General features: G+C 66.5%; 18 protein-coding genes. 6 read left to right on the plus strand and 12 right to left on the minus strand.

Annotated features, from left to right (window positions below; genetic code table 11):
- Nucleotides 1-282 precede the first annotated feature (282 nt).
- The 5 genes from QM588_RS14060 to QM588_RS14080 all read right to left on the minus strand — a co-directional run bounded on the left by QM588_RS14060 (nt 283) and on the right by QM588_RS14080 (nt 6,379).
- Nucleotides 283-1,794, minus strand: coding sequence for an amino acid permease (locus QM588_RS14060; protein WP_283314075.1), 1,512 nt, complete (start codon nt 1,792-1,794; stop codon nt 283-285).
- Nucleotides 1,795-1,931: 137 nt separating this feature from the next.
- On the minus strand, nt 1,932-3,167 hold the full coding sequence (gene manA / locus QM588_RS14065; RefSeq protein WP_283314076.1) for a mannose-6-phosphate isomerase, class I: 1,236 nt from the start codon (nt 3,165-3,167) through the stop codon (nt 1,932-1,934).
- Nucleotides 3,167-4,309, minus strand: a complete 1,143-nt coding sequence (locus QM588_RS14070) for a tobH protein (RefSeq protein WP_283314077.1) — start codon at nt 4,307-4,309, stop codon at nt 3,167-3,169. Before QM588_RS14070 ends, manA begins: the two co-directional genes overlap by 1 nt.
- A gap of 71 nt (nt 4,310-4,380) precedes the next feature.
- On the minus strand, nt 4,381-5,763 hold the full coding sequence (locus QM588_RS14075; protein ID WP_283314078.1) for a phosphomannomutase/phosphoglucomutase: 1,383 nt from the start codon (nt 5,761-5,763) through the stop codon (nt 4,381-4,383).
- A 205-nt stretch (nt 5,764-5,968) separates the two neighbouring features.
- The gene (locus QM588_RS14080) at nt 5,969-6,379 is read right to left on the minus strand and encodes a DUF3499 domain-containing protein (RefSeq protein WP_283314081.1); all 411 of its coding nucleotides are present in this window, start codon (nt 6,377-6,379) and stop codon (nt 5,969-5,971) included.
- 72 nt (nt 6,380-6,451) lie between these two features.
- On the opposite strand from QM588_RS14080, the gene QM588_RS14085 reads away from it, so the two are divergent.
- Nucleotides 6,452-6,937 (plus strand): metallopeptidase family protein, encoded by a 486-nt coding sequence (locus QM588_RS14085; protein WP_283314082.1) that lies wholly within the window; start codon nt 6,452-6,454, stop codon nt 6,935-6,937.
- A gap of 43 nt (nt 6,938-6,980) precedes the next feature.
- On the opposite strand, the gene QM588_RS14090 is transcribed toward QM588_RS14085, so the two are convergent.
- Nucleotides 6,981-7,214: a WhiB family transcriptional regulator gene (locus QM588_RS14090; protein ID WP_027496498.1), complete on the minus strand. Its 234-nt coding sequence runs from the start codon at nt 7,212-7,214 to the stop codon at nt 6,981-6,983.
- 762 nt (nt 7,215-7,976) lie between these two features.
- On the opposite strand from QM588_RS14090, the gene cofD reads away from it, so the two are divergent.
- Genes cofD through QM588_RS14105 form a run of 3 tightly spaced genes read left to right on the plus strand, consistent with a single transcriptional unit; the run spans nt 7,977 to nt 10,897 of the window.
- Nucleotides 7,977-8,966: a 2-phospho-L-lactate transferase gene (gene cofD / locus QM588_RS14095; protein ID WP_032366289.1), complete on the plus strand. Its 990-nt coding sequence runs from the start codon at nt 7,977-7,979 to the stop codon at nt 8,964-8,966.
- 23 nt (nt 8,967-8,989) lie between these two features.
- Nucleotides 8,990-10,342, plus strand: coding sequence for a coenzyme F420-0:L-glutamate ligase (locus tag QM588_RS14100; RefSeq protein WP_283314177.1), 1,353 nt, complete (start codon nt 8,990-8,992; stop codon nt 10,340-10,342).
- A 6-nt stretch (nt 10,343-10,348) separates the two neighbouring features.
- Complete coding sequence (locus QM588_RS14105) at nt 10,349-10,897, plus strand: NUDIX hydrolase (RefSeq protein WP_283314084.1); 549 nt, start codon at nt 10,349-10,351, stop codon at nt 10,895-10,897.
- Nucleotides 10,898-10,937: 40 nt separating this feature from the next.
- On the opposite strand, the gene QM588_RS14110 is transcribed toward QM588_RS14105, so the two are convergent.
- From QM588_RS14110 to rfbD, 3 genes are read right to left on the minus strand one after another with little or no spacing between them, the layout of a single operon-like run.
- Nucleotides 10,938-12,032 carry an NDP-sugar synthase gene (locus QM588_RS14110; protein WP_283314086.1) on the minus strand — a complete coding sequence of 365 codons (1,095 nt, stop codon included), beginning with the start codon at nt 12,030-12,032 and terminating at the stop codon, nt 10,938-10,940.
- Nucleotides 12,022-12,933, minus strand: a complete 912-nt coding sequence (locus QM588_RS14115) for a glycosyltransferase family 2 protein (protein ID WP_283314087.1) — start codon at nt 12,931-12,933, stop codon at nt 12,022-12,024. Before QM588_RS14115 ends, QM588_RS14110 begins: the two co-directional genes overlap by 11 nt.
- A gap of 38 nt (nt 12,934-12,971) precedes the next feature.
- Nucleotides 12,972-13,823, minus strand: coding sequence for a dTDP-4-dehydrorhamnose reductase (rfbD, locus tag QM588_RS14120; RefSeq protein ID WP_283314089.1), 852 nt, complete (start codon nt 13,821-13,823; stop codon nt 12,972-12,974).
- A 467-nt stretch (nt 13,824-14,290) separates the two neighbouring features.
- Between rfbD and QM588_RS14125 the strand changes: the two genes are divergently transcribed.
- Both QM588_RS14125 and QM588_RS14130 read left to right on the plus strand, forming a co-directional pair.
- Nucleotides 14,291-15,721 (plus strand): LCP family protein, encoded by a 1,431-nt coding sequence (locus tag QM588_RS14125; RefSeq protein ID WP_135043621.1) that lies wholly within the window; start codon nt 14,291-14,293, stop codon nt 15,719-15,721.
- 55 nt (nt 15,722-15,776) lie between these two features.
- Nucleotides 15,777-16,487, plus strand: coding sequence for a TIGR03089 family protein (locus QM588_RS14130; RefSeq protein ID WP_283314092.1), 711 nt, complete (start codon nt 15,777-15,779; stop codon nt 16,485-16,487).
- Between the two features lie 25 nt (nt 16,488-16,512).
- Here QM588_RS14130 and QM588_RS14135 read toward each other — a convergent pair whose 3' ends face one another.
- The 3 genes from QM588_RS14135 to QM588_RS14145 are packed head-to-tail and all read right to left on the minus strand — an operon-like array spanning nt 16,513 to nt 18,657.
- Nucleotides 16,513-16,902 (minus strand): hypothetical protein, encoded by a 390-nt coding sequence (locus tag QM588_RS14135; protein ID WP_283314093.1) that lies wholly within the window; start codon nt 16,900-16,902, stop codon nt 16,513-16,515.
- Nucleotides 16,899-17,411 (minus strand): 5-(carboxyamino)imidazole ribonucleotide mutase, encoded by a 513-nt coding sequence (gene purE / locus QM588_RS14140; protein WP_283314095.1) that lies wholly within the window; start codon nt 17,409-17,411, stop codon nt 16,899-16,901. Before purE ends, QM588_RS14135 begins: the two co-directional genes overlap by 4 nt.
- Nucleotides 17,404-18,657: a 5-(carboxyamino)imidazole ribonucleotide synthase gene (locus QM588_RS14145; RefSeq protein WP_283314097.1), complete on the minus strand. Its 1,254-nt coding sequence runs from the start codon at nt 18,655-18,657 to the stop codon at nt 17,404-17,406. The genes purE and QM588_RS14145 overlap by 8 nt, the downstream gene beginning before the upstream one ends.
- Nucleotides 18,658-18,716 lie beyond the last annotated feature (59 nt).

The following is an 18,716-nucleotide window of genomic DNA, read 5'->3' on the forward strand; positions in this document are numbered from 1 at the left end:
TGTCCCACCGCCGAACCGCGGGTGCAGCCCCGGCCGAATCCCGCCCCCCGAAAGCGACACCCGAATCGTCCGATGAGGTGATTCGGCCGTCCACGCTCACAGTTGCCACACCCTCTCACCGAATGTTTGCAGTCCTATCAGTTTGTTTTCGAGGGTATAACATCCCGGGCGTTCGAACCGAGGGGTGTGACGGATACCCCGGATACGTCAGAACCGAGAAAACCGGCCCCGCCCGCGCAGTCGACGGTCCGGGCCGGCCTCGCTGGACGACTCAGCGGCGTCTCACTCGGGTCGCGACTCGACCTTCTTCGCCTCGCGCAGACCCATCACCGAATGGCGGCGGCCGTACAACACATAGATGACGACACCCGCGGCCATCCACACCAGGAACCGCAACCACGTCTCGACGGACAGGTTGAGCATCAGCCACAGGCACGCGGCCACTGCCAGGATCGGAACCAGCGGTACCCAGGGCACGCGGAACCCGCGCTCGAGATCGGGACGCGTCTTGCGCAGGACGAGGACACCGGCCGACACGAGAACGAACGCGAACAGCGTCCCGATGTTGACCATCTCCTCGAGCGTGCCGAGGGGGACGAACGCGGCGAGCAGTCCGACCACCACACCGACCAGGATCGTCGTCCGAACCGGCGTGCCCTTCTTTCCCGTGTGGGCCAGACCGCGCGGCACCAGTCCGTCTCGCGACATGGCGAACAGGACGCGGGTCTGCCCCAGCATGAGAACCATGACCACCGTCGTCAGACCTGCCAACGCGCCGAACGAAATGATGTTCTTTGCCCACGTCAGCCCGTTCAGCTCGAAAGCCGTTGCCAGCGTGGCACTGTCGCCGGCCAGATCCGTGTACTTCACCATTCCGGTCAGCACCAGGGTGACCGCAACGTAGAGCACGGTCACGATGGCCAAAGATCCGAGAATGCCGCGCGGCAATGCCTTCTGCGGCTCCTTGGTCTCCTCTGCCGTGGTCGCGACCACGTCGAAGCCGATGAACGCGAAGAACACCAGCGACGCCGCCGCCAGCAGTCCGTACCAGCCGAAGGTGCTACCGCCCGCACCGGTGACGAAGGAGAACAGGGACTGATGAAGCCCTTCACCCGTGGACGCGGGCTCGGACGGCGGAATGTACGGGTCGTAGTTGGCGACCTTGATGTAGAACGCGCCGAGCACGACGACGAACAGCACCACGATTACCTTGATCGCTGTGATCACCAGCGAAACGCGCGAGGACAGCTTGGTGCCCGAGGCTATGAGTACCGTCAGAACCACCACGATGAGCAGTGCGCCCCAGTCGAAATCGAGCGAACCGATCTGTAGTACCGGGGCAGACGTGCCGAGCAGGTCTCCCAGATAGAGCGACCAAGCCTTCGCCACCACCGCCGCGGCAAGTCCGAATTCGAGGATCAGATCCCAGCCGATGATCCAGGCGATGAACTCACCGAACGCCGCATAGGAGAACGTGTAGGCACTACCGGCGACCGGAACCGTTGAGGCGAACTCGGCGTAACACAGGGCCGCGAGCCCGCAAGCGATGGCCGCCAACACGAAGGCCAGCGAGACAGCCGGTCCGGCAACGTTTCCGGCTGTCCTCGCCGTCAGCGTGAATATGCCGGCTCCGACCGCCACCGCGACACCGAACACGGTCAGATCCCACGAACCGAGCTCCTTGCGCAACTTGGTGTCCGGTTCATCGGTGTCCTTGATCGATTGTTCGATCGACTTGGTCCGGAACCACCCCGTCGTACGCGGAGCCTTCCTGGGCCGGTCTGCCTTGGTCATCGGACCTCCGTATCGCCACTTCGCTTCTGCAGACGGCCGATCCGATCGGACACACCCGTCACAGAATTCACTGTGACATCACCTTATTGGTTGCGGGCACCCGTGTTGCACACTTCGACCGTGCGACTTGCCGCGTCTTACGACTGCAGTGATCCGACCGCCGCCACGAACACCTCGGCACCGTCGGAGTCCGCGGTGACGGTGACGGATCGGTCGGCAGCGGGAATCCACGCCGAACTACCCTGGGGCACGGTGAGCCCCGCGTGTGTGTCACCGGTCGTCGCGAGCACCGAACCACTGGTGCACAACAGGATTCGCGGACCGGTTCCAGGGATCTCGACGGTCTCCCCCGAAGTGACCGCCGTCCGGCTGAGGACGAATTCCGGGGCCGGTGTCCGGTACCGGTAGGTGGGCCGATCGTTCTCACCCGGCGTGATCGGAGAGATGTCGGCGGGCTCGAAGTCGAGCACACGCAACAACTCCGGCACGTCGACATGCTTGGGCGTCAACCCTCCACGCAGAACGTTGTCGGAGTTGGCCATGATCTCCACACCGGTTCCGCGCAGGTATGCATGGAGGTTGCCCGCATCCAGGTACAGGCCTTGACCAGGAGTCAGGGTCACCCGGTTGAGCAGTAGGGCCGCCAGTACCCCGGCATCACCGGGATACGACTCCCCCAGCTCGAGCAACGTCCGCGCCTCGGCGGCGAATCGACCGCCGTCGGTGCGTGCAGGCCCCGAAAGATAATCGATGCAGCCCTGGGCGACCGCAGGCAACAGATCGTCCAGGGACTGCCCGGGCAACGTGATCCACGAGGTGAACACTGTCCGCAGGCCCGACGCGTCGGGCTGAGCGGCGAGCAACGTGCGATACCCCGCGAGGGACGGCACGGCCAACGCATCGAGAAACTCGACCGTGTCGGCCGGTTGCCGAAACCCTGCCAGTGCTTCGAATTCGGTGAGTGCCACGATCAGCTCGGGCTTGTGGTTGGGGTCCCGGTAATTGCGCACCGGAGAATCGATCGGGACACCTGCGGCGTTTTCTCGCGCGAAGCCCTCACGCGCCTGCGCGCTGCTCGGATGTGCCTGCAACGACAGAGGTTCTTCTGCGGCAAGCAGTTTCAGCAAGTACGGCAGCCGCGACGAAAAGTCCTGTGCAGAGCCGCCCAACTGGGTGTCCGGGTCGCCGTCGATGAGGGTGAGCAACGGTGTACTGCCACCCTCGTGGACCACGTGCGCAGAGTCGGCCGGGTGTGCCCCCAGCCAGATCTCTGCTTCGGGATGATCGGACGGTACCGGCCGACCTTGGATACGAGCCAGTGCCGTGCGCGAACCCCAAGCGTAGGACCGGACTGCGCCTCGCAGGAGTTGCACTAGCTACCGCCCATCAAAGACAGGTACGCGGCAGTCGTGTCCAACCGCGTTGCCAACACGGACATCGTGTCGAGCATCGAGAGTGTAACCGGATCGGGCAACGCCGCGCGGGCCTCGAAACCCGAACTCACGAACTCCCCGCCGGACGTCGCCTCACCGGACTCGGTCAGTACCAGTTCGGAATTCGGAACACCGGCAATGCGTCGTTCGGTCAGCGCGCGATCGGATTCGGACGTCAGGACGAATACCCGCATCGGCTGTTCGGGAGCCGGTCCGTCGAGTTCCTCGTCATGGAAGATCGAGTCGAATGTGCTTACCGGGCCCGATGATTCGACCATGGACGCACGGATGGATGCAGCGATGACATCGCCGAGCTCACCCGCAGCCACGATCAGACCGGCCACCCGCAGCAACACCTCGCTACCGTGTCGCGCCACCTCGACGGCAGCCGGCCCGGCACCGCTGAGCACCACACGCTTGCCGCTGAACCCACTGGCGAGTGCTTTGGCCGGGTTGTGGAACACCTCGTTGGACGGGCTGTTGCGCACAGCCTCGGCGTCGAGCAGATCGGCGAGCCGAGAAAGGTTGGGCAGCAGCGCCTTCCACGAACCGCCGGCAACCGCGCCGAGGACGGCCACGAACGCCGCGAGATAGCGCATCAACGCATTGTGGTCACGAACCGCTATTCGCGGCGGCAACCACATGACCCTGGCACCGCGCACGGCGCGCAAGGGACCCTCTTCCGGTGCCACGACGACGACCTCCGCACCACGCCGCGCTGCCGCGTCGACCGATTCGGCCAGACGCGGATCGCCCGCATCGTCGCCGGCCACCACGACGACATCCAGTGGCCCGATCCACGGCGGGGTTCCGGTACTACGAACCAGGGGAACACCCAAGTGGCTTCCGAGAGCGGCGACAAGCAGAGACGCGGCACGGCTGCTGCGGCCGTCGCCCGTCACGATGACCACGCTGCGAGGTCGTAGGTCGGCCAGGCGAGCGAGTACCGACTCTTCGACCGCAGTGGCGACGGCGCGTACTTGAGCACCCGCGAGCGCGGCGCTGCGGAGCGCGCCCTCCCGATCGGCGGCCACGATCGCGCCGGCGTCGTCGAGATCGACCAGAGACGTCACTGCCCTCATGACCTCGGCACCTTCCCTTACGTCACCGACTCGAACTGCCTGTATACCCACTTGTGAACTCTAGGTAACCACTATTGCAGTCCGGAGCGGACGATGCTCAATATCTCGGTCGACAACGCGTCGACCTCGGTGCGGGTGCGCGCCTCGACATTGAGTCTCAACAAGGGCTCGGTGTTGGACGCACGCAGGTTGAACCACGCACCACCCTCGAGGTCGACGGTCACGCCGTCGAGACGGTCGATGCCAGTGGTCCGATCGGCGAACGCGTCGAGTACGGCCCGAGTGCGCTCGGCTGCGTCGTCGACCGTCGAGTTGATCTCACCCGACGCGCTGTACGTCTCGTACGAGGCCATCATCTCCGAGAGCGGCCGATCCTGTGCGCCGAGGGCAGCGAGAACGTGCAGCGCGGCGAGCATGCCGGAATCGGCACCCCAGAAGTCGCGGAAGTAGTAGTGCGCGGAATGTTCTCCGCCGAAGATCGCACCGGTATCGGCCATCTGCTGCTTGATGAACGAGTGCCCCACTCGGGTGCGGACAGGCTTTCCGCCGAGCTCGGTCACCAACTCCGGCACCGCACGCGAGGTGATGAGATTGTGAATGATCGACGCACCGGGCTCCTTGGCCAGCTCGCGCTCTGCCACCAAGCAGGTCACAGCCGACGGTGAGACCGGATCGCCCTTCTCGTCGACGACGAAGCACCGGTCGGCATCCCCGTCGAACGCGAGTCCGATGTCGGCACCGGTCTCGACGACGAAGCGCTGCAGATCCACCAGGTTCGCCGGATCCAGCGGGTTGGCCTCGTGATTGGGGAAGCTGCCGTCGAGTTCGAAGAACAACGGTTCGATCGTCACCGGGAGCGGAGCGAACACCGCGGGGACCGTGTGCCCGCCCATGCCGTTACCCGCGTCGACGGCGATCTTCATGGACCCGAGACCCGAGAGGTCGACCAGATCGCGGACGAACCCGGCGTAGTCGGTCAACACGTCTCGCGACGCTGCCGTACCGGCCGGGCCGTCGAAGTCCGGCACCCCGTCGATCAGTTCCGACTTGATCGTGGCCAGCCCTGTGTCCTGCCCCACCGGCTTGGCACCGGCGCGACACAGCTTGATTCCGTTGTACTTCGCCGGATTGTGGCTTGCGGTGAACATCGCACCGGGGCATTCCAGCAGGCCCGACGCGAAGTAGAGCTGATCGGTCGAGGCGAGACCGATGTGTACGACGTCGAGTCCCTGCGCGGTGACGCCGTCCGCGAAAGCGCGGGACAGGCCCGGCGAGGAGTCGCGCATGTCGTGTCCGATGACCACGGTGCGCGCTGCACCCTCCTCGTCGCGTACCAACCGGGCGAACGACGCACCGACGTCCCGGACGAACGCCTCGTCGATCTGCTCGCCTACGACGCCACGGACGTCGTAGGCCTTGATGACGGCGTTGACGGACTCTGCGGTACGGGCCACGAAAATTCTCCTGATTGTCGGTCGTCCGGCGTCGGACATCCAGCGTTGGGTACGGGGCGATCAACACCGAAGCTCGCCAGACCGGCTTGTCCGTTTCGGTACTGGTGCAAACCTTGCCAGACGCCCGGTGGACAGGCCAGTCGACCCGTCGTTCGTTCGGGCGGACACTGCGCCTCGTCCCGCCGCGGCGTTCTGTTCAGGGGATCTAGGACGTGGGATCGGGTAGGACTCTGAGGTGTCCGCGTCGGCCGGTTCGGACGGGGGGCGTGGCCCGCCGGTCGGTGTCATGGTGGCGAGCGGGCGACCGGTCACCGGTGTCTCGCTCTTCGGAGCGCGTTCGGTCTCCCCGACCGGCTTCGCGTACGGCCTCGGCCAGCGCGGTCAGATCGTCCTCGTCGGGGGTCGATGTCGAATAACCACCCTCGTACCGCACGAGCTCCCAGCCCTTGGGTGCAGTGGTCGTCGAGGCATGGACCTCGCACAGGTCCCAGGAGTGCGGCTCGTCCACGGTGGCCAGAGGACCGACGACCGCAGTGGAGTCGGAGTAGACATATGTGAGCGTCGCAACGGCAGAACGGTTGCAACCAGGCCTGCAGCAGCCACGCAGTGATCTCACGAGTGCAGAGTATCCGGTACGTGCAACCGACCGAACGACCGACACACCGGACAGGCGCGATAACCTGCCCCCATGCCTCAGTTCTCTTCCACGCGCCGGATCACGTCACGGTCCGTTGCGCGGCACGGCCGCGGCATCCGCGGACCGGTGCTGCCCGAGGACCTACCTGCCCGGCGATCGCGTGCGGAGAAGTTCGATCGGTTGGTTCTCGACGCGTTCGCGCGCATCGACCACCGATGGCACGACAAACTCTCCAAACTCGACATCGCCGTCGACGACGTGCCCAAGATCAGGGCGTTGGACCCGGAATCGGTGACGTGGCCGCCCGAGGTGGTCGCCGAAGGACCGGTACCCCTGTCGCGACTGGTCCCCGCTGGGATCGACAAGCGCGGAGAGACGACACGCGCCCGCGTGGTGCTGTTCCGGCGTCCGCTCGAGCGGCGCGCCAAGCACCCGGAAGATCTGGAGGACCTACTTTTCGAGGTCTTGGTCGAGCAGGTGGCAACATATTTGGGGATCGACCCCGACGAGGTGGACCCCGCCAGCGCCGAGCCGTGATGCAGCGTCGGCGCGTGGGTGGATCACTCCGAACGCGTTCGGCTCAGCCGATCCCGCGCTTGAGCCGACGACGCTCACGCTCGGACAGGCCGCCCCAGATTCCGAATCGCTCGTCGTTGGCGAGAGCGTATTCGAGGCACTCGTCCTTGACCTCGCAGCCGAGGCAGATTCGTTTCGCTTCGCGGGTGGAGCCGCCCTTTTCGGGGAAGAAGGCTTCGGGATCGGTTTGAGCGCACAGTGCGCGCTCCTGCCACTGATCCTCTATCTCCTCGAACATCTCGTCGAAACCCGCCACGAGACTGAGAAACGGCTTGGCGGGTGGAACCGATTCGGCCACGAACGGCATCGAGTCGGCGTCGTTGTCCGAGTCGTCGATATCGACGTCGCCGACATCAGGGCTGTCGATGTCCTCATCGATTCGCACGGCGTCACTCGAGAGCTCGCCTTCGGCTGCATCGTTCGACGGGGTCACGTACGCAGAACCGGCGTCGACGGTGACGCTCGAATCCACGCCGGAATCGGACTCGGTTTGCGGCGCGTCGTCGACAGCGCTGAGGTGTGCAGTGGGTCCGCCCCGCTGATCACGTGTCACGTGCTGGTCATACATCGCTTCCGCCTCCTCACCTGTGGTAGCGCAGATACTTTCGGTCCTCGTAATCTCGAATACCTTGCCCCGCGCCGGTATTCGATCGAGCTGGTAGTCCGAGCCTGCTCTCCACCCGTCCAACTCTCGACCTCTACTCGACGTCCACTCAGGGACGAACAGGAAGGGAACGAGTGTTCGAAACCAGGTTCGCTGCAGTCGAACTCGTGCCGCGAACGCTGAATGACATACCTGTGATTAGACACGTACAGGTGTGTCGCGGTCAAGCCGATCGCACAAATCCAATACCATCCCATGCCCGAAATCGGCTGTCTCCCCGAATCGGAGCGCGTCCCGTGCGTGTCGCGGCGGTTCTCGGGCTCGGATCCCGGCCCCGCGGACGGTCCGGGTGGGCGCTCACCCGGGGTTGCGGCAACCGCACTAGGCTCGCATGTTGTGAAAGTTACTGTTCTGGTCGGTGGCGTCGGTGGCGCACGGTTCCTCCAGGGGCTCAAATCCCTGTTCGGCGACTCCCTTCTCGGCGACGAACCCGAGAACGAGATCACGGCGGTGGTCAACGTCGGCGACGACGTCTGGATGCACGGCCTTCGCATCTGTCCCGATCTCGACACGTGCATGTACACCCTCGGGAACGGGATCGACACCGAGCGAGGCTGGGGCCGGGTGGCGGAGACATGGAACGCCCGCGACGAGTTGGCCGCGTACGGAGCAGATCCCGACTGGTTCGGGCTCGGCGACAGGGACATCGCCACGCACTTGATCCGCAGTCGCATGCTGCGCACCGGATTTCCGCTGTCGGCCGTCACCGAGGCGCTGTGCAACCGGTGGCAGCCCGGGGTCCGATTGCTGCCGGTCACCGACGACCGCTCGGAAACACACGTCGTGGTCACCGACCCGGACGACCCCAGCGGCGAGCAGCAACGCGCAATCCACTTCCAGGAGTGGTGGGTTCGCTACCGCGCGCAGATTCCCACGCACAGTTTCGCTCATATCGGAGCCGAACAGGCTACTGCTGCACCGGGAGTCGCCGAAGCGATCGCCGAGGCCGACGCGGTGATCCTGGCCCCGTCCAACCCGGTGGTCAGTGTCGGCGCAATCCTTGCCGTACCCGGCATCCGTGGCGCACTGCGCACCACCGCAGCCAAGGTCGTCGGCCTGTCCCCGGTGGTGGACGGTAAACCGTTGCGCGGCATGGCAGACGAGTGCCTGTCGGTCATCGGCGTCGAGACGACGGCAGAAGCCGTCGGACGCCTCTACGGAAGCCGAAGCGGCACCGGCATTCTCGACGCCTGGCTGGTGCACAGCACCGACTCAGCGGTGGTCGACGGAGTCGACGTGCAGTCGATTCCGCTGCTGATGACCGACCCGGAGACCACAGCGGTGATGGCACGAACCGCCCTGCGCGCCGCCGGACTCGAACTGTGACCGCCCCACGCGAGGTGGCGTCGATGCCGGACGCTCCCGGCGATCACGCGCCGGGCGGATCGATCGAAATCCTGCCGGTCACCGGACTTCCCGAGTTTCGGCCGGGCGACGATCTCGCCGCAGCGATCGTCGCCCGTGCGCCCTGGCTGCGCGACGGAGACGTCCTCGTGGTCACCAGCAAGATCGTCTCCAAAGTCGAGGGACGTCTGGTGCCCGCACCGCAGGACCCCGAGGAGCGGGACGCAGCCCGCCGGGTCCTCGTCGATCAGGAGGCCGTTCGCGTCGTCGCCCGAAAAGGCCGGACACTCATCACCGAGAACCGCCTCGGCATCGTGCAAGCCGCGTCGGGTATCGACGGGTCCAACGTCGACGGCAGCGAACTGGCGCTGCTCCCGGAGAATCCCGACGCCAGCGCTGCAGCTCTTCGGCAGGCACTGCACGAGTCGGCCGGAGTCACCGTGGCTGTCGTGATCACCGACACGATGGGCCGGGCCTGGCGGATCGGTCAGACCGACGCCGCGATCGGGGCTGCCGGCCTGGCGGTCGTGCACCGATACGCCGGGGCAGAAGACGGACAGGGCAACGAGCTGATCGTCACCGAAGTCGCGATCGCCGACGAACTCGCTGCGGCAGGCGATCTCGTGAAGGGCAAGCTGGGTGGCGTTCCGATAGCCGTCGTTCGCGGACTGTCACCCGTCGACGACGGCTCCAACGCCGCCACCCTGCTCCGCGGCGGCGAAGACGACCTGTTCTGGCTGGGAACCGCCGAGGCGCTGGAGCGTGGTCGACGCGAAGCCCTGCTCCGCCGACGGTCGGTTCGATCGTTCTCCCCCGACGCAGTCGACCCGGACTCCATTCGGAGCGCCGTCGCGGATGCCCTCACCGCCCCCGCCCCGCACCACACCCACCCCGTCAGATTCGTCTGGATCAGAACGCCCGCTGTGCGCCGCCGACTGCTCGAGACCATGCGAGAGCAGTGGCGAGCCGATCTGGCCGGTGACGGGCTGACCGAGGACCGCATCGCCGCACGGCTGAGCCGCGGTGACATTCTGTTCGACGCGCCGGAAATCGTGATTCCGTTCTGTGTGCCGGACGGGGCGCACACCTATCCCGACGCGAGGCGTCGCGCAGCCGAGGACACCATGTTCACCGTGGCGGTCGGTGCCGCCGTTCAGGGGTTGCTCGTCGCCCTGGCCGTTCGCGATCTCGGTAGCTGTTGGATCGGTTCGACGATCTTCGCCGCCGATACCGTCCGCGCCGAGCTCGGCTTGCGTGCGGACTGGAAAGCATTGGGGGCCATCGCAATCGGACACCCCAGCGAGCCGCTGACGGTACGAGATCCGGCCGTGCCCGGGTCTTCGCTGGTGGAGCTCTGACCGACGATGTCCGCTTCCTCACTGTGGCAGTCCGCAGCCCGGACGCTCGACCGATGGGCACCCACCGATTCCAGGGACGAATCCCTTCGGCACACCGTGATCGCCTTTCTGCACAGCAATCCCGACGCGTGTCTACGTGCCAACGAGGCCGGCCACATCACGGCGTCGTCGCTGGTACTCGACGCGTCGGGTCGACACGTTCTGTTGACCCTGCATCCCAGGGTGGGCCGGTGGATTCAGCTGGGCGGTCACTGCGAACCCGAGGACGAGACGGTCGTCGCGGCGGCGCTGCGCGAAGCGACCGAAGAATCCGGAATTGCCGACCTGTCGATCGATCCCGAATTGCTCTCGGCCCACACTCACCCGATCACGTGCTCGCTGGGTAAGCCGACCCGACACCTCGACCTTCGGTTCCTGGTGCGCGCCCCGGACGGCGCTCGCGCGGTGCGCAGCGAGGAATCGACGGATCTGCGCTGGTGGCCGGTGGACGAACTACCCGACGCGGCCGAGCGCGAGACCATCGACAATCTCGTCGCGCTCGCCGCGCGTCGCTGATCGGGCCGGCTCGGCACCGCTCAGCCCCTCGGGACGACGATCAGACGTCCGTGGAGAAGCGCACTCCCCCGTCGGGCAGCTTCACTCCGGGCCACACGCGTGCCCCACGTAGCAACTCGCAACGAGCTCCGATATCGGCACCGTCACCGATGACGGCGTCACGCACCAGTGCCCGCGGTCCGATGCGGGCTCCGAAGCCCAGGATGGATCGTTCGACCACGGCCCCCGCTTCGACGATCGCACCGTCGAACACCACCGCGCCGTCGAGACGAGCGCCTGCGCCGATCTCGGCGCCACGTCCGACGACGGTTCCACCGATCAGCAGTGCACCCGGTGCGACACCCGCTCCGGGGTGAACCAAGGACTCGCCGCGATCTCCGTGCAGTGCGGGCGAGGGCGCAATTCCGCGAACGAGGTCGGCCGAACCCTTGACGAAATCCTCGGGGGTACCCATGTCGCGCCAGTACGCACTGTCGACGTGCCCGTAAACCTTCTTGTTCTCGGCGAGCAGGGCGGGGAACACCTCCCGCTCCACCGACACCGGCCGGTCGGGTGCGATGGACTCGATGATCTCGCGCTTGAACACGTAGCAACCGGCGTTGATCTGATCGGTGGGCGGATCCTGGGTCTTCTCCAGAAACGCGGTGACTCGGCCGTTCTCGTCGGTCGGTACGCATCCGAACGCGCGGGGATCGCCGACCCGAACGAGATGCAACGTAACGTCCGCATCGGTCGTGCGGTGCGTATCGAGCACTGCCGTCAGATCGGTGCCACCCAACACGTCACCGTTGAACACCATGACGTTGTCTGCCCGCAGTCGCGGCAGCACGTTTCTGATTCCGCCGCCGGTACCCATGGGCTCGGTCTCGAACACGTACTCGAGTTCGATGCCCAACGCGGACCCGTCGCCGAAATGTTGCTCGAACACTTCGGCTTTGAACGACGTTCCGAGAACCACGTGTTCGATGCCCGCAGCCTTGATCCTGGCCAGCAGGTGGGTGAGAAAAGGGAGTCCTGCGGTCGGGAGCATCGGCTTCGGTGCCGAGAGAGTCAACGGACGCAGCCGAGTTCCCTTGCCGCCGACCAAGATCACTGCATCCGTGCGTGCGGCGACCGATGGGGAACTATCCGACATGTCCAGCCTCTGTTCTCTCGTCCGACGGTCGTCCTTCACGAGCTCGGGCCCGAAGCGCCGAAGTCACAACGACCTTCGAGCGAAGACCGAGACCTGCGCGCAGCGCCCATCGTAGTGGAGCCTGCCACACCCGGTCGTGCCTATCGGCCTGGAATCGGTAGGCGCTGGTGTGGTGCGCGGGCAGCATCACTTCCGGATGCCGTCCTGCCGCATGACCTTTCGAGTGCGTGACCTCGACGTCGGGTACGTAGACGTTCTGCCAACCCGCCCTGCCGAGCCGATCACCGAGGTCCACGTCCTCCATGTACATGAAGTAGCGCGAATCGAATCCGTCGATGGAGTCGAACGCCGCGCGGCGAAGCAACAGGCACGATCCCGACAGCCATCCCACCGGCCGCTCGGACACCGTCTCGTTCTCCTGGCGGTAGCGACGAGTCCACGGATTGGTCGGCCAGAGCTTGCCCAGAATTGCGTGGCCGGCTCCGGACGTCAGATCGGGCACCGATCGCGCGGACGGGTAGCGCGACCCGTCCGGCTCACGAATGAGTGGGCCGAGCGAACCTGCGCGCGGCCATCGCGCCGCGGCGTCGAGCAGTCCGTCCAGGGACCCGGGGTGCCACCTGACATCCGGATTGGCAACCACGACGAATTCGACCTCGGGGTCGACCGCGGCGATCGCCCGATTGACGGCGGCGCCGTAGCCGATGTTGGCGCCGGTACGCAGCAATTCTGCCTCCGCGAACGCAGCCTCGGCAGCTTCCGGAGTGCCGTCGACCGACCCGTTGTCGGCCATGATCACTCGCACGGGCCGGGTCGTGGCCTCGCGAAGAGACGTCAGGAATTGCTCGAGGTATGCGCCGGGGGAATAGGTCACCGTCACCACGGCCAGGTCGGAACTCACGCGGGCAAGACTAGCCCGAGGCGGGCATCGATCCCGCATCACGACCGAGCAAGGGCCGCCGTCAAAGCCTCGGACCAGGGGCGGGGTGCACCGAGCCCGGCCGCGGACCACGCACTCGGCGACAGCACCGAGTACGCAGGCCGAGGTGCCGGGACGACGTACTCTGCGCTCGAACACGGGCGCACCCGCTCGGGGTCGGCGCCGATGCCCGAGAACACTGCCCGGGCGAGCTCGTACCAACTGGCCTGCCCGGCGTTGGTGAAGTGCAGTGTCCGTCCGGTCACCGCCGCGTCGGCTTCGATCTCGAGCAGACCGGCAGCCAGATCGAGGGCGAAGGTGGGCGATCCGATCTGATCGTCGACCACCGAGACGGTTTCCCGCTCGCCTTCGAGTCTTCGCATCGTGGTGACGAAGTTCTTACCGGTGTTGTCGTAGACCCAGGCGGTTCGGACGATGACGGCCTCGGGAAGTTCCTCGCGCACCGCCGTTTCCCCGGCCAGCTTGGTGCGTCCGTACACGGACGTCGGCGCGGTCGCCGCGTCGACGTCGTACGGCTCGGTCGCTGTGCCGTCGAACACATAGTCGGTGGAAATGTGAATCAGTCGGGCACCGACACGCCCGCACGCCCGCGCGAGATTTCGAGGACCCTCGGCATTGACTGCCATGGCCCTGGACTCGTCGGTTTCGGCGGCGTCGACCGCTGTGTACGCGGCGCAGTTGACGACGGTCGCACCCGCGGTCACCACGGCGTCGACGGCACCGGGGTCGGTGATGTCCAGGTCGGCGGACGAATAGCCGTGCACCTCGACGCCGGAATCACGCTCGGCGGCGAGCGAGACCACCCGTCGGCCCAACTGGCCATGTGCACCGGTCACCACGATCGCATTCACGGTTGCCAAGTGTGGCACGCCGCGCTCGGTTCGGCGAGAGCGCGGCCGATCGCCAGTAACCTTCGACTCGGGGGGAGTGAACGTCTGTCGGTGGGTGACCATGCCTGCCGGAAACGAGGAAAGGGTCGAAGGTGCCACGAGATTCAGGCACGCACGGAGGTGAGCGCACACCCCCACCACACCGGCGCACCTCGCGGCGAGCCGACGGCGACGGTCTGCGCGACCGTGACACCGAACCTCGCGCATCCCGCGGGCGCGACTCCCAGGATCGACCTGTACGTCCCTCCGCGGACGACGAAGCGGGCGTGCATCGCCGAGGCAGTGTGCGCGGCGACGAACGACGAACCACGGCCTCCCGTGCACGACGACCGCAGCGCGAGCCCCGAGGCGACGACCGACGATCCGACGCAGGCGAGGCACCCCGCCGACCGGGTGCCGGCGGTCGCTGGCCGGCGACCCACGTTGCGGTGGCCGTACTGTCGGTGCTCGTCCTGCTGGTGACCGGCTTCGCGTGGCGCAGCGTGGACAGTCTCCGGTCGAACATCGCCACTGCGGGCGGCCTCGGTCTGGGCGGTGCAGCGGACGGCGCGGTCGACATCCTCATGGTCGGCACCGACAGCCGCACCGACGCCCACGGCAACGCGCTCTCACCGGAGGAACTGGCCTCGCTCAACGCAGGCGAGGAAGTAGCGTCGAACACGGACACGATCGTGTTGATCCGCGTCCCGAACGACGGCTCGTCGGCCACTGCCATCTCCATCCCGCGCGACTCGTACGTCGAGGTGCCCGGGATCGGAATGTCCAAGATCAACGCCGCATACGGAGCGACCAAGGAGAACAAACGGCTCGAACTGGTCGAGCAGGGGGTGTCCGATGCCGATGCCGAACCGCAGGCCACCGAGGCCGGACGCGAAGCGCTGATCGATTCGGTTGCCAACCTGACCGGTATCACGGTCGATCACTACGCAGAGGTCGGTCTGCTCGGTTTCGTTCTGCTGACCGACGCCGTCGGCGGAGTTGCGGTATGCCTGAACAATCCGGTGCAGGAGCCGTTGTCGGGTGCGAACTTCGCGGCCGGTGAGCAGAATCTGTCCGGTTCGCAGGCGCTGAGTTTCGTGCGGCAACGACACGATCTGCCCCGCGGTGACCTGGACCGGATCGTGCGCCAGCAAGTCTTCATGGCCTCCCTCGTGCGCAGTGTGCTCAGCGCCAAGACGTTGAGCAATCCGAGCAAGCTCGGTCAGCTCAGTACCGCGGTGCAGCGGTCGGTGACCCTCGATTCGGACTGGGACATCCTGCAGTTCGCCACTCGCCTGCAGGATCTTGCCGGTGGCAAGGTCAAGTTCGAGACCATTCCCGCGGTCGACATCAATGCAACGACCGACTACGGCGAGTCCATCGTGCAGGTCGACCCGGCCGCAGTGAAGAAATACGTCGCCGGGCTACTCGAGGACGGGAACTCCGCCGAGACCAACGCCGAGAATTCCGATGCTCCGGCCGTCGATCCGTCGACGGTGACGGTGGACGTCGCGAACGACAGCGGTATCGAAGGTCTGGCCAACGGCGTGGCCGGCTCGTTGGCAGCGCTGGGGTACGTCGGTGGCACCATCGGCAACTACGAGGGCTCGTCCATCTCGACGAGTCGCATCCAGGCCGCCGACGCGGACAGCGACGCCGCTCGCGCCGTGTCGGCAGCACTCGGTGGCCTGCAGGTCACCGCCGATGACACCATGCCTGCCGATGCCGTCCGGGTCGTTCTCGCCGACGACTACGCGGGCCCCGGCTCGGGCCAGGCCGCAACGGCCGAAACCGTTGCGCCCGAAGCAGGTACAGCAGTACCCGAGGAGCCTGCGGCACCGATCGACGCTGGTTCCACCGGCCCCATGTGCGTGAACTGACAGAACGAACGCCGCGCGGAGATCGGGCCGGGTCGGCGTCGACTAGGGTCGTGGTGTGGCTTCGAACCTGACTCAAACCCTGCTCGAGCCGATCCTGGCGGCAGATCCGGCCGGTCCCCGCATCACGTACTACGACGATGCCACCGGCGAACGGGTCGAGGTGTCCGCCGTGACACTGGCGAACTGGGCGGCCAAGACTGCCAACCTGCTCCGTGACGAGTTCGCACTCGATCAGGGCGCGCGCGTGTGCGTGCTGTTGCCGGCGCACTGGCAGACCGCTGCCGTACTCCTGGGAATCTGGTGGACGGGCGGCGAGGTGGTGCTCGGTGCCGACGACTCCGCGGATCTCGCCCTGGTACACGGCGATCGTCTCGACGATGCACCCGACGTCGACGAAGTCCTGGCGCTCTCGCTCGATGCCTTCGGTAAGGCAGTCCCCGATCTCCCCCTCGGGATGACCGACTACGCCACCTCGGTTCGCGTACACGGTGACCAATTCAGGGCGACCGGATCGGGGGCCGCAGCATTGGACGGCCGCTCGGGGGACGACGTCCTCGCCGCAGCGAGAGAACGCGCCGAGGCTCGTTCTTTCTCGGCCGCGGATCGAGTGTTGTCCGGTGCATCCTGGACCACCGCCGACGAGTTGATCGACGGACTGCTCTCGGTGCTCGCGGCGGGAGCGTCGTTGGTACAGGTGGCCAACTCCGACGAGAGCAAGAAGGAACGACGCATCGACACCGAGAAGGTCACGACGATCCTCGACTGAGACGGGCCTCGACCGAGACGCAGATTCATCCGGTCGGGCGGTAGCCGCCGTCCGCGAGTCCCGCTTCGATCTCGAACCGATTGGCGCTGCCGCGGTGACGCGCTTCCTCGACAAGGTAGCGGAACGGAAAGGTCAGCCCGAACCTCGCCCACTGATCGGCGTGAATCGCCTCGTGTCGCAGCACCCGACGAGCGGTATTGTTCGCCGTCAGGTATGCCCCACCGAATGTGGTTCCGCCGCGGCCGAATCCGCCGCGCAGGCCGGAACACACGAAAATCGAGAACTCGTCGTCGAAGCGTGCCGTTCCGCCCCACAGCTGCGAGTAGCGCAGCGCGAGCCGGGTCACCACCACCGACTGCCACTTGCCGCGACCGGCTCGTCGAATCTGCTCGCGCCGCGACGCCGCGGCAGTCATCCCAGCAGCGTGGTTCGCAGCGCTTCGTCCTTTTCCAGCACCATGGCCTCGAGGGAGGACTGGAAGGCCGACATCCGTTGCTGCAGAACAGGATCGGACGCCCCCAGAATCCGGACGGCGAGCAACCCCGCATTACGCGCACCACCGATGGAGACCGTCGCAACGGGCACACCGGCCGGCATCTGCACGATCGAGAGCAGCGAGTCCATGCCGTCGAGGTACTTCAGCGGTACCGGAACGCCGATGACCGGCAGTGGCGTCGCCGACGCCACCATGCCCGGCAGGTGCGCCGCTCCCCCGGCACCGGCGATGATCACCTTGATTCCGCGACCGGCTGCCTCGCGGGCGTAGTCGAGCATCCGCTGCGGGGTGCGATGCGCCGAGACGACGCCGACCTCGAAACGAATACCGAACTCCGCCAACGCTTCTGCTGCAGCTTCCATGGTCGGCCAGTCGGAATCGCTGCCCATGATCAGGCCTACGACGGCGGTACCGGATTCGTCAGTCATGGTGCGGGTCCCATCCGTCGGTCCATTCGGCGTGCGACATCCAGTGCGCTGCACGTTCGGCTCGTTCGCGTACGGCCGCCACGTAGGCCGGGTCGCCGAGCGAGCCGGACCTCGCGCCCAGAATGTTCACGTGGCCGATCTTGCGGTCTTTCCGCTCGGTCTTGCCGTACAGGTGCACCTTGGCGTCGGGCATGCGGGCGAACAGGTGATGCAGGCGTTCGTCCATGGTCATCTCCGGCGCTTCGGGTGCACCCAGGATGTTCGCCATCACCGTCAACGGTGCCAGTGGATCGGTGTCACCCAGCGGGTAGTCGAGCACCGCACGCAGATGCTGCTCGAACTGCGAGGTGCGGCAGCCGTCCATGGTCCAGTGACCGGAGTTGTGCGGACGCATGGCCAGCTCGTTCACCAGAAGCTTGCCCGAGGTGGTCTCGAACAGCTCGACCGCGAGGTCTCCGACCACGCCGAGCGCGCCCGCGATATCGAGCGCCAGCCGGCCTGCGTACGTCGCGACGTCCTCGTCGAGGTCGGGAGCCGGGGCCAGGACCACCGCGCACTGTCCGTGCCGTTGCACGGTCTGCACGACGGGCCACGCAGCACCCTGACCGAACGGCGATCGCGCGACCATGGCCGACAACTCGCGGCGCATGGCGACCTTCTCCTCGACCATGAGCGGCACACCGAGGTCGAGCTGGGCAGTGACGATCTCTTCGGCTTCCTCGGCGTCGGCGGGCATCCAGACACCGCGGCCGTCGTAGCCGCCGCGGACTGCCTTGAGGACGACCGGCCACCCGTGTTCGTCACCGAACGCGATGGCGTCCTGCGCCCACGAGACCTCCGCATACGCCGGTCCGGGCGCGCCCAGCTCTTCGAGCTTGCGACGCATGCGCAGTTTGTCCTGAGCGAAGATCAGCGCGCTCGGCGGCGGCTGGACGTTGACACCCTCGGTGACCAGAGTCTCGAGGTGCTCGGTCGGCACGTGCTCGTGGTCGAAGGTCAGGGCGTTGGATCCGGTCGCGGCCGTGCGCAGCGCATCGAGGTCGTCGTGAAGCCCGAACACGACGTCGGGGCTCACCTGAGCCGCCGGCTCGTCTGCGCCCGCGGCGAGCACGCGCAGCGTTTGGCCGAGTTCGATGGCCGACTGATGGGTCATGCGGGCCAGCTGACCTCCGCCGATCATCGTCACCACGGGCATTCCGGTCGACGACGGGCGCGCAGCGGTGGGGCGCGGTTCGGTACCTGTCACGGCTCACCATGGTGTCATGTCCGGCCGGTTCGGGCCGAACCGGCAGTCGCACGGCGGTC

This window comes from Rhodococcus sp. IEGM 1354 (assembly GCF_030056855.1).
In the GTDB taxonomy this organism is placed as follows: Bacteria; Actinomycetota; Actinomycetes; order Mycobacteriales; family Mycobacteriaceae; genus Rhodococcoides.